The organism is Arenimonas metalli CF5-1 (assembly GCF_000747155.1).
GTDB lineage: Bacteria > Pseudomonadota > Gammaproteobacteria > Xanthomonadales > Xanthomonadaceae > Arenimonas > Arenimonas metalli.
Window position 1 is genome coordinate 32,756 of the sequence record NZ_AVCK01000009.1, and the last position, 14,601, is coordinate 47,356.

10 protein-coding genes and 1 pseudogene are annotated in these 14,601 nt (G+C 72.3%); 6 read left to right on the forward strand and 5 right to left on the reverse strand.

The features are described 5' to 3' along the window. Positions 1-71: 71 nt before the first annotated feature. Complete coding sequence (locus N787_RS02560) at positions 72-647, reverse strand: GNAT family N-acetyltransferase (protein WP_052575075.1); 576 nt, start codon at positions 645-647, stop codon at positions 72-74. A gap of 235 nt (positions 648-882) precedes the next feature. On the opposite strand from N787_RS02560, the pseudogene N787_RS02565 reads away from it, so the two are divergent. Beyond that, positions 883-1,728: pseudogene (locus N787_RS02565) on the forward strand (pirin family protein). Between the two features lie 36 nt (positions 1,729-1,764). Next, on the forward strand, positions 1,765-2,166 hold the full coding sequence (locus tag N787_RS02570; RefSeq protein ID WP_034210558.1) for an OsmC family protein: 402 nt from the start codon (positions 1,765-1,767) through the stop codon (positions 2,164-2,166). Positions 2,167-2,172: 6 nt separating this feature from the next. On the opposite strand, the gene N787_RS02575 is transcribed toward N787_RS02570, so the two are convergent. From N787_RS02575 to N787_RS02590, 4 genes are all read right to left on the reverse strand, one after another. After that, the gene (locus tag N787_RS02575) at positions 2,173-3,039 is read right to left on the reverse strand and encodes a pirin family protein (protein WP_084590589.1); all 867 of its coding nucleotides are present in this window, start codon (positions 3,037-3,039) and stop codon (positions 2,173-2,175) included. Between the two features lie 127 nt (positions 3,040-3,166). Beyond that, a complete protein-coding gene (locus tag N787_RS02580) occupies positions 3,167-3,679 on the reverse strand; it encodes a histidine phosphatase family protein (RefSeq protein ID WP_034210562.1) in 513 nt (170 codons plus the stop codon). Positions 3,680-3,846: 167 nt separating this feature from the next. After that, positions 3,847-7,299: a transcription-repair coupling factor gene (gene mfd, locus N787_RS02585; RefSeq protein ID WP_034210563.1), complete on the reverse strand. Its 3,453-nt coding sequence runs from the start codon at positions 7,297-7,299 to the stop codon at positions 3,847-3,849. Between the two features lie 40 nt (positions 7,300-7,339). Next, positions 7,340-7,921: a GNAT family N-acetyltransferase gene (locus N787_RS02590; RefSeq protein ID WP_245593943.1), complete on the reverse strand. Its 582-nt coding sequence runs from the start codon at positions 7,919-7,921 to the stop codon at positions 7,340-7,342. 280 nt (positions 7,922-8,201) lie between these two features. On the opposite strand from N787_RS02590, the gene N787_RS14195 reads away from it, so the two are divergent. From N787_RS14195 to fdhD, 4 genes are all read left to right on the forward strand, one after another. After that, positions 8,202-10,652: a GGDEF domain-containing protein gene (locus N787_RS14195; RefSeq protein ID WP_084590591.1), complete on the forward strand. Its 2,451-nt coding sequence runs from the start codon at positions 8,202-8,204 to the stop codon at positions 10,650-10,652. A gap of 86 nt (positions 10,653-10,738) precedes the next feature. Beyond that, entirely contained in the window at positions 10,739-11,449 is a 711-nt protein-coding gene (locus N787_RS02600) for a DUF481 domain-containing protein (RefSeq protein WP_034210567.1), read from the forward strand. Positions 11,450-11,528: 79 nt separating this feature from the next. Next, the gene (locus N787_RS02605) at positions 11,529-13,784 is read left to right on the forward strand and encodes an FdhF/YdeP family oxidoreductase (RefSeq protein WP_034210568.1); all 2,256 of its coding nucleotides are present in this window, start codon (positions 11,529-11,531) and stop codon (positions 13,782-13,784) included. After that, positions 13,781-14,566 (forward strand): formate dehydrogenase accessory sulfurtransferase FdhD, encoded by a 786-nt coding sequence (gene fdhD / locus N787_RS02610; RefSeq protein WP_034210569.1) that lies wholly within the window; start codon positions 13,781-13,783, stop codon positions 14,564-14,566. The genes N787_RS02605 and fdhD overlap by 4 nt, the downstream gene beginning before the upstream one ends. The last annotated feature ends 35 nt before the right edge of the window (positions 14,567-14,601 follow it).

Consider the following 14,601-nt stretch of genomic DNA (forward strand, 5'->3'; position numbering starts at 1 on the left):
ACTCGAATGGAGCCTCATGTTCGGCGCGGTGCCCGGGGGGTGTCAACGCGGGCCGGCGGCCCGGGCCCGGTTCAGCGGGACGCGCGCCAGTCGTTGGCCAGCAGTCCCATCAGCACGCTGTCCTGCAGCTCGCCGCCGACCTGCCAGCGCTGGCGAAGATAGCCTTCGCGCCGGAAGCCCAGCGCCTCGAGCGTGCGCAGCGAGGGCAGGTTGCGCGGATCCACGTCGACCTCGATGCGGCGCATGGCCATCGGGCCGAAGGCGTGGTCCAGGAGCACCGTGAGTGCCTCGCGGGCATAGCGCCGGCCCCAGTGGTCGCGGGCGAGGGCGAAGCCCAGCTCGGCCCGCCCCTGGGCGTGGTCGATGTCGTAGAGCGTGGTGGAGCCGATGATGCGGTCGTCGCCGCGCAGGGCGATGCCCCACTGGAACAGGTTGCCCTGCTGGAAGCCCTGGTGGATGGCCTCGAGGTAGATCGTGGCCTCGTCCGGGCTGGTCCAGGCCAGGTGGCTCCAGTAGCGGGTGACGTCGGGGTCGGAGAACACCCCGTAGAGGTCGTCGAGGTCCGCGGGCTCGATCCAGCGCAGCTGCAGCCGCGGCGCCACCAGCGTCGGCAGGCGGTCCGCGTCGACGGCCCCGGGGGGCGGCATCGGGACGGTCCTGGCACGGCGGGTGATCGGCATCGGGTTCAGTGCCATGGGCGGGGGGCGGGGGCTGAAGGAGGCGCTAGGGGGTACAACGCAGTGCACGCCTGTCTCCGGACGCAAGACTGGCGTGTACGCGGGCACCATGCAACCCTGCGTTGCGGTCCGCGGGGATGTGAAGGCCGGCCGCCGGCCCTATCTTGCCGACATGGCGCTTCGACGCCGCCACCGGAGACCCCCGATGCCATCCGTTCGCCCCGTCCTTCGCAAGCTGCGCGGCATGCCCGCCTCCGACGGCGCCGGCGTGAAGCTGCGCCGCGTGATCGGCACGCCGCAGCTGCCCGACCTCGATCCCTTCCTGATGCTCGACGAGTTCGGCACCGACCGGCCCGAGGACTACCTCGCCGGCTTCCCCTCGCATCCGCACCGCGGCTTCTAGACGGTGACCTACATGCTCGACGGCCGCATGCGCCACAAGGACAACCACGGCAACGAGGGCGTGCTCGTGCCCGGCGCCGTGCAGTGGATGACCGCCGGCCGCGGCATCGTCCACTCCGAGATGCCCGAGCAGGAGGAAGGCCGCATGCGCGGATTCCAGCTGTGGGTGAACCTGCCCGCCGCGGAGAAGATGACCGCGCCGCGCTACCAGGAATACGGCCCGGACCGCTTCCCGGAAGTGGACGTGGCGCCCGGCGTGCGCGCGAAGCTGATCGCCGGTCGCCTCGGCGACCGCGAGGGTGCGATCCGCCAGCCGGCCACCGATCCGACTTACTTCGACCTCTGGCTCGAGGAGGGCGCGGTATTCACGCACGCGCTGCCTGCGGGTCATTCGGTCTTCGCCTACGTCTACGAGGGCGCGATCGCGGTGGGCGAAGGCGCCGACGCGGTGCCGGTGTCGGCCGGCGAGCTGGCCGTGCTGGGTCCCGGCGACGAAGTACGGTTCACCGGCGCCGCCGCCGGCACGCGCCTGATCCTGGTCGCGGGCCGCCCGCTGCGCGAGCCGGTGGCGCGCTACGGTCCGTTCGTGATGAACACCCAGGCCGAACTGCGCCAGGCCTTCGAGGATTTCCAGGCCGGACGGTTCTGAGTCCGCGCGCCGCGACCCCTTCCCCAGGAGCACGCCATGTCCGCCCGCCACACCAGCGCCAAGATCGGCAGCAGCTATCCCTCCTACGCCACCCAGCTGGTGGTCGGGCACCACCACCTGGTGGCCGACGAGCCGGTGGACCTCGGTGGCGGCGACACCGGCCCGGCGCCCGACGAACTGGTGCTGGCCGCGCTCGGCGCCTGCACCGCGATTACGCTGCGCATGTACGCGCAGCGCAAGCAGTGGCCGCTGGAAGGCGTCGAGGTGAAGCTCGACTTCGCGTCGCGCGACAAGGCCAAGGCCGTCATCCAGCGCACCGTGCACCTGTCGGGCCCGCTCGACGACGAACAGCGCGAGCGCCTGCTGCAGATCGCCAACGCCTGCCCGGTGCACCGCATCCTCACCGGCGAGGTCGAGGTGCCGACCGCGCTGGGCTGACGCGCCTCAGCGCTCGGGCAGGGGAATCGACTCGGTTTCGCCGGGCACCTGGCCGAGGCGGCCGTCGCGCCAATCCTGCTTGGCCTGCTCGATGCGTTCGCGCGAGCTGGACACGAAGTTCCACCAGACGTGGCGGTGGCCGTCGAGCGGCGCACCGCCCAGCAGCATGACCCGCGCCGCGGTGTCGCCTGCGCGAAGCAGCGGCTCGGTGCCCGCGTCGAGCACGGCCAGGTGTTCGAGCGGCAGCGGTTCGCCATCCAGCGTCGGTTCGCCGGACACGGGGTAGAGCGCGCGCTCGGCGTGTTCGGCCGGGATCGCCAGCGCGCAGCCGGGCTCCAGGTCGATCGAGACGTAGAGCGTGTCCATCAGCACCGCCACCGGCGCGCGCTCGCCGAAGGCGTGGCCGGCGACGATGGTCAGGGTGGCGCCGGGCCGCGAGACTACCGGCAGCGTCGCCTTCGGGTGGTGCGCGAACGAAGGCGCGTCTTCCTCGTGCGCCTGCGGCAGCGCCACCCAGGTCTGCAGGCCGTGCATGCGCTGGGGTTTGCCGCGCAGGCGGTCGGGCGTGCGCTCGGAGTGCACGATGCCGCGGCCGGCGGTCATCCAGTTCACGTCGCCCGGGTTGATCTCCTGCACCGAGCCGACGCTGTCGCGGTGCATGATCGCGCCTTCCCACAGGTAGGTGACCGTGGCCAGGCCGATGTGCGGGTGCGGGCGGACGTCGAGGCCCTGGTCCGGCCCCAGTTCCGCCGGGCCGATGTGGTCGAAGAACACGAAGGGGCCGACGGTGCGGGCCTTGGCGTGCGGCAGCAGGCGCTTGACGGTGAAGCCGCCGCCGAGGTCGTGCACGCGCGGGGGGATCGAGAGGGTCATGGCCGACTCCGGCTTTACGGGTCGTAGCAGCATGCCGCGATCGCGGCGCGGCCACCACCGTGGACGCGGAACGGGATGTTGCAGTCGAAAAAGCAGGCGCGCGGGCAGGCGGGGCGCCGGCTAAGGCTCAGTATCGCGAGACCACGGTGTCGGCGCCGCCATCCGCGCGCAAACGCACCGTGGTGAAGCGGTCGTACTCGGTCTCGGGCATCGCCCGTTCGGGCCGGCCGTCGAGCGCGGCGACGATGCCGGGCACCGTGTTGCTGTGGCCGACCACCAGCACCACGCTGCCGGCCGGCAGGGCGCGCAGGTCGCGGGCGAGGTCGGCGGCGTAGCTCGCCGCGTTGCTGCCGTCGACGGGCCGGACGGTGACATCGAGGCCGGCCGCGTCGGCCGCCGGGGCGGCCGTCTGCTGCGTGCGCTTGAACTGGGTGGCGTAGGCGGCATCGAGCCGGCTGCCGGCGAGCGCCGCGGCCAGCGCGCGGGCGCGGGCTTCGCCGTCGGTGCTGAGGTCGGGATCGCGCGCGTCATTCGTGGCCTTCTCGGCGTGGCGCACCACGACCACGAGCACGTCGGCGTCGGCGAGGGCGGGCAGGGAAGCCATCAGCGCGAAGGCGAGCGCGAGCAGGGCCCGGCTCACTGCGGACCCCGCGTGCCGTTGGCGCCGATCGGCGGTGGCAGCGTGATGCCTCGCGTGATCCGGCCCGCCATCCTCGGTGCGTCGTTGCGGATGCCTTCGTCCATGCGCGTGTCCCAGGGTCTCGTTGCCCCATTCTGGCCCCGGGGCGGGGCGACGCCAAGCGGTCGTCAGCCCTTGGCCAAGACCGCCAGCAATCCCTTGGCCGTGCGCAGGCGCGAGGTGGCGTCCGGCATCTCGAGGCGGATGCGGATCTTCTCCGGGCCTTCCATTGCGTAAACGCGCGGCTGCGACTGGATCATGCGGATCACCGACATCGGGTCGATGGTCGGCTGCGGCAGGAAGGAAAGCCGCCCGCCGGTCGGGCCGAGTTCGAGCTTGCGGATGCCCAGCGGGGTCGCGGCGAGCTTGAGTTCGGCGACGGCGAACAGCTGCTTGGCCGGGTCCGGCAGCACGCCGAAGCGATCCACCATCTCGACCTGCAGCTCCTTGAGCTGGTCCTCGTCGCGGGCGCCGGCGATGCGCTTGTACAGCGTCAGGCGCGCGTGCACGTCGGGCAGGTAGTCCTCGGGGATCAGGGCCGGGATATGCAGCTCGACGTCGGCGCCGTGGCGGGTGGCCGGGTCGAAGTCGGGGATCTTGCCGGACTTGATCGACTTCACCGCGCGCTCGAGCAGCTCGGTGTACAGCGAGAAGCCGATCTCGGCCATCTGGCCGCTCTGGTCTTCGCCCAGCAGCTCGCCGGCGCCGCGGATCTCGAGGTCGTGGGTGGCGAGGGTGAAGCCCGCGCCCAGTTCCTCGAGCGAAGCCAGCGCCTCGAGCCGCTTCTCGGCGTCGCTGGTCATCGCCTTCTTGTCCGGCACCACCAGGTAGGCATACGCGCGGTGGTGCGAACGGCCGACGCGGCCGCGCAGCTGGTGCAGCTGCGCCAGGCCGAAGCGGTCGGCGCGGTGGATGATGATGGTGTTAGCGCTCGGGATGTCGATGCCCGACTCGATGATGGTGGTGCACACCAGCACGTTAAAGCGCTGGCGGTGGAAGTCGAGCATGGCCTGTTCGAGCTCGCGCTCGGGCATCTGGCCGTGGGCAACGCGGATTCGGGCGCCGGGCACGAGCTCGGCCAGGTCGCGCGCCATCTTCTCGATGGTGTCGACCTCGTTGTGCAGGAAGTAGACCTGGCCACCGCGCGCCAGTTCGCGCTGGAAGGCCTCGCGCAGCAGCGCCGGGTCCCAGGCGGTCACCACCGTCTGCACCGCGAGGCGGTGCGCGGGCGGGGTGGCGATGATCGAGAGTTCGCGCAGGCCGCTCATCGCCATGTTCAGCGTGCGCGGGATCGGGGTGGCGGTCAGCGTCAGCAGGTGCACCTCGGCGCGCAGCGCTTTCAGCGCCTCCTTCTGGCGCACGCCGAAGCGCTGCTCCTCGTCCACGATCACCAGGCCCAGGTCGTGGAACTTCACGTCGCCCTGCAGCAGCCGGTGCGTGCCGACGATCACGTCGATCTTGCCCTCGGCCAGCTGGGCCAGCGCCGCCTTCACTTCCTTGGCCGACTTGAAGCGGCTCAGCACTTCCACCTTCAGCGGCCAGTCGGCGTAGCGGTCGCGGAAGTTGCGGTAGTGCTGCTCGGCCAGCAGCGTGGTCGGCACCAGCACGGCCACCTGCTTGCCGGCAGTGGCGGCCACGAAGGCGGCGCGCACCGCGACCTCGGTCTTGCCGAAGCCGACGTCGCCGCAGACCACGCGGTCCATGGGCGTGGGCTGGCCGAGGTCGGCGATGACGGCGTTGATGGCGGCCAGCTGGTCGGGCGTTTCCTCGAACGGGAAGGTGGCCGCGAACGGCTCGTACATCGCGCGGTCGACGCCGAGCGCGAGGCCCTGGCGCGCGTGGCGCCGCGCCTGGATCTCCAGCAGTTCGGCGGCGACGTCGCGCACCTTCTCGGCGGCCTTGCGCTTGGCCTTCTCCCACTGCTCGCCGCCCAGCGAATGCAGCGGCGCCAGCTCGGGCGAGGCGCCGGAGTAGCGGCTGACCAGCTGCAGCTGGGCCACCGGCACGTAGAGCTTGTCGCCCTTGGCGTATTCGATCTGCAGGAACTCGCCGGTGATGCCGCCGCTGTCGAGCGTCACCAGGCCCTGGTAGCGGCCCACGCCGTGGTCCTCGTGCACGATCGGCGAGCCCATCGTGATCTGGCTCAGGTCGCGCAGCACCGTGTCCGGGTCGCGGGTGGCGCGCTTGCGCCGGCGGCTCTGCTCGGCGCGCTCGGGGAAGAGCTGGCGCTCGGTCAGCACCGCCAGCGGCGGCTCGACCAGGGCGAAACCGTCCTCCAGCCCGGCGACCGTGATCGCGAACTTCTCGTCGCCGGCCAGGAAGGCATCCCAGCCCGGGACCACCGCCGGCTTGAGGTCGGCCGAGGCCAGCATCTCGATCAGCGCCTCGCGCCGGCCGGCGGAGTCGGCGGCCAGCAGCGTGCGGCCCGGATACGCGCGCAGGAAGCCGTGCAGCGCGCTGCCGGGGTCGCCGCCCTTCTGGCTCCACGCCAGCGACGGCGCCGGCTGTTCGGCCATCGCGACGGCCTTGTCGCGCTGCGGGTGGCCTTCGCCGCAGACCTCGATGCGCGCGACCTGGTTCAGGCGCGCGCGCAATTCTTCCGGCGGCAGGAACAGGTCGGCCGGCGCCAGGATCGGCCGCTCCAGGTCGTGGCGCCGCTGCTCCCAGCGGTCGCTGGTCTGCGCCCAGAACGCCACCGCGGCCTCGGGCGCGCCGTCGCCGAGCACGACCAGCGTGTCCTTGCCGAGGTGCTCGAACAGGCTCGCGGTCTGGTCGAAGAACAGCGGCAGGTAGTACTCGATGCCGGCCGGCGCGCCGCCTTCCTTCAGGTCCTGGTATAGCGGGCAGCGGCGCGGGTCGAAGTCGAAGCGCTCGCGCAGCGCCTCGCGCACCCGCTTGGTGCTGGCCTCGTCGAGCGGGAACTCGCGCGCCGGCAGCAGGCGCACGCTGTCGACCGCATGGTCGGATCGCTGGGTGTCGGGGTCGAAGGTGCGCAGCGAGTCGATTTCGTCGTCGAACAGCTCGATGCGGTAGGGCAGGTCGGCGCCCATCGGATACAGGTCGAGCAGGGCGCCGCGCACGGCGAAGTCGCCCGGGTCCAGCACCTGCGGCACGTTGCGGTAGCCCGCGGCCTCGAGCCGGCGCTTCTCGGCGTCGAAGTCGAGCTTCTGGCCCTTGTGCAGGTCCAGCGTGTTGCCGGCGATCCAGCTCGGCGGCGGCAGGCGCTGCATCAGCGAGGCCACCGGCACCACCAGCACGCCCTTGCGCGCCGTCGGCAGCCGGTACAGCGCCGCCACGCGCTGGGACACGATGTCCGGGTGCGGGCTGAACAGGTCGTAGGGCAGGGTTTCCCAGTCGGCGAAGTGAAGCACCGGCAGGTCGCCGGCCAGCACCTTCAAGTCGTGCTCGAGCGACTGCGCGGCGTGGCTGTCGCGGGTGACGGCGAGCACCAGGCCGTCGTGCGCGCGCGCGGCCTCGGCCAGGCCCAGGGCCATGGCGCTGGCGCTGGCCGGCGCGCGCCAGAGCGCGCGCTGCTGGCCCGCCTTGGGGCGCGGCGCGGAGGGAAGGAGGGGACGGGTCATGGGGCCGCGGAGTTTACCGCAGCCGGCGGTCGCGGGCGGGTCAACGCCGGCGCTTGGGCGGCGCCGCGAGCTCGAGCGTGACGCGCACCAGGCCCGGGTCGTCGGGGCTGGCGTGGCGTTCGAAGCCCAGCGACTGCGCCAGCGCGATCATCGCGGTGTTTCCGTCCAGCACGTCGCCCCAGATCCGGTGGATGCCGTGCGCGCGCGCCCATTCGAACAGCCGCAGCATCAGCAGCTGGCCCAGGCCCTGCCCGGACACGAAGTGCGAGACCAGGATCGCGAACTCGGCGCTGTCGCGACCCGGGTCGCGGGTCAGGCGCGCCAAGGCGCCGACCAGGGCCTCGCCCGGCGGCAGCGGTTCGGCCGCGCAGACCGCGAAGCCTTCGCCGGGCGTCGGTGCGACCAGCTGGCGCAGGTAGTCCTCGCTCAGGGCCTTCACCGGATGCAGGTAGCGGCTTCGCACTTCCTCTTCGCCGAGCAGCTCGAACCCACCGGCGATCGGCCCGGCGTCGGCGGGCTGCACCGGGCGCAGCCACAGCTCGCGGCCGTCGGCCAGGCGCAGCACGTCGGTGCGCTCGGGGCGCATCGAGGGCCGGGTCGGGCGGCGGCGGGTCGGCGTCATGGTGGAAGGGTCTCAGGGGCGGGCTGGGGCCGTGCTCTAAACGATGGGCCCCCGGTTCATGGTACGGCGGGTTGTTGGCGGGGGAGCCGCCAGCGTAGGCTGGCCGTCCATGGGCCCTTACCGCGATCCGGCAGGCAAGCGTTCAGCCTGGTCGGCCATCCTGGCGGGCGGGTGCCTTGCCTTGGGCCTGGCCAGCGGACTCGCGCAGGCGTCGCCCGGCCCGCAGGCCGCGTCGGCCAGGGCGCCCGCACCCCCCGGGGCGCCGGGCGCCCCGCCTTCCGTGCCGGTCGATACGCTGGACCGCCACCCCCTGGAGCTCCGCGCCCTGGTCGAGCCCGAGGCCGTGCTGGGCGAGCTCGGTCCGGCCCTCATCAGTGCGCGGCTGGCCAGCGACCCCCGCGAAGTCGCCCGGCTGGAGCTGGCGCGGGCAAACGCCTGCCGCGTGGTCGCCGACTGGGACTGCCAGCGCGAGGCCGGCATCGAGGCCCGCCGCGCCGCCACCGAGGCCGGGCTGCCGCACCTGGCGGTCCGTGGCCTGATCGCCGAAAGCCGCGCCCGCATCGCGATGCAGGACTACACCCGCGGCGAGCGCCTGCTGGCCGAGGCCGAGCTGGCGCTGAAGCAGGATCCGCAGCCAGAGCTGCTGGCCGACGTGCTGCTGGCCTATTCCTCGCTCAGCTACACCATCGGCAAGCACGCCGTCGCCGCGGATTACGCGCGCCGGGGGCTGCAGCTGCTCGGTGAGAACGAGGGCCTGGCCATGCGGGCGCGCCTGCTGCGCAACCTGGCGCGGGCCCAGGCCCAGCTGGGCGAAGTGGAGCCCGCGCGCGAGTCGTTGGTCGCGGCGACCCGCGTCTCGCAGCGGCTGGAGGACCCCAAGCTCGAGGCCGAGCTCTATCTCGAGGGCGCGCGCGTGGCCCGCATCGGCGGCGACACCGCGACCCAGCAGCGCAACGGCACCCGCGTGCTGGCGATGGCCGAGAAGCTCCGCAACTCGCAGCTGCGCGGGCTGGGGCACGAAGTGCTGGGCCTGGCCGCGGCCGACGCCGGCGACGGTGCCGCCGCCACCCGCGAACTGCTGGCGGCGCAGCGCTCGTTCCGGCTGCTGGAACTGCAGTCCGACGAGCTGCGCGTACTGCGCGAGCTGGTGCGGGTGCTGCTGCGCCACGATCCGGGCAGCCCCGAGCTGGCGCCGCTGTTCCAGCGCTTCCTGACGCTGGACAACGCCATCGCCCAGTCCGAGCGCGCGCAGGCGGCCGATGACTTCGACGCCCGCCTGAAGTACGCCGAGCGCGAGAACGAGATCCTGCGGCTCGAGGGCGAGAGCGCCCTGGCGCGCGAACGCAGCGAAGCGCTGGCACAGACCAACCGCCTGGGCAACCTGCTGATGGCGCTGGGCATGGTGGCCCTGACCGCGCTCGCGGCGCTGTTCTGGGTGCAGCGGCGCGGCCATCGCCGGCTCGCCGAGACGATGGCGCGGCTGCGCGAGCGCGAGCTGGAATACCGGACGCTGGCCGACAACGCCAGCGACCTCGTGCTGCGCATCGGTGCCGATGGCGAACGCCTGTACGTGTCGCCGTCGGTGCGCAACATCCTGGGCATCGAGCCGGGCGAGCTGGCCTCGCCGCGCCCGGACCTGCTGCATCCCGACGATCGCGAGGCCGTGGGCCAGCTGCTGGGCCGCGTGATGCGCGACGGCGGGACCGAGACGCTGCGCTACCGTGCCCGCCACGCCTCGGGGCACTACATCTGGCTGGAGGCCGTGGTGCGCCGCGTGCGCGGCGCCGACGGGGGCCAGGAGCTGGTCTACGCCGGCCGCGACATCAGCATCAAGGTCCGCGCCGAGCAGGCGCTGGAGGCGACGCGGGCCCGGCTGCGCGCGGTGACCGACAACATCCCGGCCATGATCGCCCACATCGACCTGCAGGAGCGCTACACCTTCGCCAATGCGGTCGGCGAGCGGCTGTTCGGCCACGTCGAGGGCGGCCTGGTCGGCAAGACCGTGCGCGAGATCCGCGGCGAAGCCATCTACAGCGAGATCCGTCCGCACATCGAACGGGCGCTGGCGGGCGAACGCGTCACCTATTCCGGCGAGCACGACGTGGGCGGGCGCCACTACCACTACCAGACCACCTACGTGCCCGACGTCCGCCCGGACGGCGTGCAGCAGGGCTTCTTCTCCTTCACCTACGACATCACCCAGCTCAAGCAGGCCGAGCAGGAGCTGGAAACCCTGGCGCGCAAGGATTCGCTGACCGGGCTCGCGAACCGCCGCTATTTCGACGAGCGGCTGGGCGCGGCGCTGGCGCGCAGCGTCCGGCAGCAGGCGCCGCTGGCGCTGCTGACGATGGACATCGACCACTTCAAGGGCATCAACGATGGCCTGGGCCACGCGGCCGGCGACGAGGTGCTGCAGGAGTTCGGCCGCCGGCTCGCGGCCTGCGTGCGGGCCGGGGACCTGGTCGCCCGCGTGGGCGGCGACGAGTTCGCGGTGCTGGTCGAGGGCGTGGGCTCGCTCGACAGCGCCACCGGCTTCGCCGACAAGCTGCTCGAGCGGATGCGCACGCCGGTGACCGTGGGGGGCGCGGCGCGCCAGGTCGGCACCAGCATCGGCATCGCCTACAGCCACGGGCGAGCCGATGCCAAGGCGCTGATGCTGGCCGCGGACCAGGCGCTGTACGACGCCAAGGCCACCGGTCGCGGCAACTGGAAGCTGCGCGAGATCGGCTGAGGCGCGCGCAGCGCGCCGCTTCCGCAAGGATTCATGCGCCCCCGGTTCTAATGACGGGCCTAGTCCGCACGAAGGCGCCTCGCCCGATGATCCGATCCCTGCTGCCGCTGGCCCTGCTGGCGCTGTCCGCCCCCGCCGCCGCCGAATGGACCCCGAAGGCCGAGCTGGGCCTGGTCAACACCTCCGGCAACTCCAACACGTCGAGCGCCAACGGCAAATTCGCGATCAAGGGCGAGGATGAGCTCTGGACCCACGAGTACTTCCTGGCCGCGCTGCGCGCCGAGGCCGACGACGAGGCCACGGCCAACCGCTTCGAGCTGGGCGCCAAGACGGCGCGCCTGCTGGGCGAGCGCCAGTACCTGGGCAGCGCGGCCCGCCACGAGCGCGACGACTTCTCGGCCTACGAGCACCAGTCGACCCTGGCCGTGAACTACGGCGCCTGGCTGCTGAAGGAGGACGACCACACGTTCCAGCTCGAGGGCGGCCCCGGCCTGCGCCACGCGCGCCTGGCCGACGGCGGTGGCTCGGAGACCGACGCGCTGCTGCGCGGCTACGCCGACTACCAGCACCAGGTCACCGAATCCACGCAGTTCTACAACACGCTGCTGGTCGAGGCCACGCCGGAGAACACCTTCGCGCAGAACGACATCGGCATCGCGGTCAGCATCAACAAGACCCTGGCGCTGAAGGCGGGTTTCCAGGCCCGCCACAACACCGAGGCGCCGGAGGGCGTGAAGCGTACCGACACGCTGACCTCGGTCAACATCGTCTGGTCTCCGCGCGCCAGGGCGCGCTGATCCGACGTTGACGGGCGGCCCGGGCTGCCCGGCGCGCGTTTCGCTTGCCGGCCGCCGGGCGCGGGACTAGCCTCGCGGCATGACGCGAAAGATCGCCCCCTATCCCGGCGCCGCAGGCGGCTGGGATGCCCTCGCCAGCTCCTTCCGCCACGTGCGCGAGCAGGGCATCGTCGGGCGCGGTGCCCGCACCCTTCTGCGCGCCAATCAGCCCGACGGCTTCGACTGCCCGGGCTGCGCCTGGCCCGACCGCAATCCGCAGTCCTCGTTCGAGTTCTGCGAGAACGGGGTGAAGGCCGTGGCCGCGGAGGCGACGCGGCGGCGCGCGACGCGGGAGTTCTTCGCCACGCACACCGTGTCGGAGTTGTCGCGTTGGGATGACTACTCGCTGGAAGCCGAGGGCCGGCTGGTCGAGCCCATGGCCTACGACCCGGCCGACGACAAGTACCACCCGATCCGCTGGGACGAGGCGTTCTCGCGGATCGCGGTGGCGCTCAAGACGCTGGACCACCCCGACCAGGCGCTGTTCTACACCTCGGGGCGCACCAGCAACGAGGCGGCCTTCCTCTACCAGCTGTTCGTGCGCGAGTTCGGCACCAACAACCTGCCGGACTGCTCGAACCTCTGCCACGAGGCCTCCGGCCTGGCGATGACCGAGCAGATCGGCGTCGGCAAGGGCACGGTCACGCTCGCCGACTTCGAGAAGGCCGAGGCCATCTTCGTGTTCGGGCAGAACCCCGGCACCAACCATCCGCGCATGCTGGGCGAGCTGCGCAGCGCCGCCCGCCGCGGTTGTCGCATCGTCGTGTTCAACCCGCTGCGCGAGCGGGGCTTGGAGCGCTTCGCCGATCCCAAGCATCCGCTGGAGCTGGCCGGTGGCTCGACGCCGATCGCCAGCCATTACTACCCGCTGCGCATCGGCGGCGACCTGGCGGCGGTGAAGGGGATGCTCAAGCGGCTGCTCGAGCGAGACGCCCTCGACCACGAGTTCGTGGCGCGGCACACCCAGGGTTTCGACGCCTTGCGCGAAGACCTGCTCGCCGAGGACTGGTCGTTGCTCGAAGCGGAATCGGGACTGTCGCGCGCGCAGATGGAAGAGGCGGCCGATGTCTACGCCGGCTCCGGCGCCACCATCGTCTGCTGGGCGATGGGCATCACCCAGCACCGCCACGCCGTGGCGACGATCCAGATGCTGGTGAACCTGCTGCTGGCCGGCGGCAACTTCGGCAAGCCCGGCGCCGGCGCCTGCCCCGTGCGCGGGCACTCGAACGTGCAGGGCGACCGCACGATGGGCATCGACGAGAAGCCCTCGCCGGAATTCCTGGACCGGCTGGGCGAGGCCTTCGGCTTCGCGCCGCCGCGCCAGCCCGGCCACGACGTCGTGGGTGCGATCGGGGCGATGGCGCGCGGCGAGTGCCGGGTGCTGTTCGCGATGGGCGGGAATTTCGCCGCCGCCACGCCGGACACGGCATTCACCGCCCGCGCGCTGCGCCAGTGCGAGATGACCGTGCATGTGTCCACCAAGCTCAACCGCTCGCACCTGGTGCATGGCCGCCAGGCGTTGATCCTGCCGTGCCTGGGTCGCACCGAACTCGACGCGCAGGCCGCGGGTCCGCAGGCGGTGACGGTCGAGGATTCGATGAGCATGGTGCACCTCTCGCGCGGCACCAATCCGCCGGCGTCCGAGCACCTGCTGAGCGAGCCCGCGATCGTCGCGCGCCTGGCCGAGGCCACGCTGCCGGCCTCGCGCACGCCCTGGCGCTGGCTGGTGGAGGACTACGACCGCATCCGCGACCGCATCGCCGAAGTGATCGATGGCTTCGAGGATTTCAATGCCCGCGTGCGCACGCCGGGTGGCTTCCGCCTGCCCAACGCGGCCGCACGCTGCCAGTGGAACGTGCCGGGCGAGCGCGCGCGCTTCGTGGTGCATCCTGTGCCGCGCACCGCGGCGCCCGGCGCCGGCCTGATGACGCTGATGACGATCCGCAGCCACGACCAGTACAACACCACGGTCTACGGCCTGGACGACCGCTACCGCGGCGTCTCGGGCGAGCGCCGGGTCTGCTTCATCAGCGCGGCCGACCTGGCGCGGCTGGGCCTGGCCGCGGGGCAGTGGGTCGACATCGTCTCGGTCTGGCACGACGGCGAGCGCGAGGCCACGCGCTTCCTGCTGGTCGAGCACGCCATCCCGCCGGGCTGCCTGGCCGCGTACTACCCGGAAACCAACGGCCTGGTGCCGCTGGACCACCACGCCGAACGCGCGCGGACGCCGGCCTCGAAATCCATCCCCGTGCGCCTGCGGCCGACCCGCGATCTCGGCGCGGCGCTGTCGCCGTGAACGACGGTCACCGGCGCGTGCGCGCCCGCCGCTTCGTGGCGGGCGTTGGCCAGGCGGTGGACGAGCCGCTGGCGGAGGAGACGCCGGTGGCGCTGCTCTACAACGGCCACCCGCATGCGGTGATGATGGCGACGCCGGCCGACCTGGAGGATTTCGCCGTCGGCTTCAGCGTCAGTGAAGGCCTGGTGGCGGAGGCCGGCGAGGTGCGCGTGGTGGACCAGATGCGGCACGGCGACGGCATCGCCCTGCACCTGCACGTGCCGCAGGCGGCCTTCGACGCGCTCGTGTCGCGCGGGCGCAACCTGGCGGGGCGCACCGGCTGCGGACTTTGCGGCACCGAGTCGCTGGCCGACGCCATCCGTCCGATCCGGCGCGTGCGTGGCTTGCCCGCCGTCTCTGGCCGGCTGGTGATGTTGTTCGATGAACTGCAGGCGCGGCAGCCGCTCAATGCACTCACCGGCGGCGTCCATGCCGCCGCCGTGCTGGACGACGTGCTGCACCTGCACGTGCGCGAGGACGTCGGCCGCCACAACGCGATAGACAAGGCCATCGGCGCCGCCCTCCGCCACGGCGCCAGCCCGCAGCAGCTGCTGGTGACCTCGCGCGCCAGCTACGAAGTGGTGCACAAGGCCGCGACCGCCGGCATCGGGCTGGTGGCGGCGATCTCGGCACCGACCGCGCTGGCAGTGAGATTGGCGTCAGAAGCGGGGCTCACCCTGGTCGGCTTCGCACGGGGTGCGCGCCACACCCTCTACACCGGCATCGACGCAGAAACACTTTGACCTCATCCGGCGCCAAGCCCTAGCCTCGGGAATCC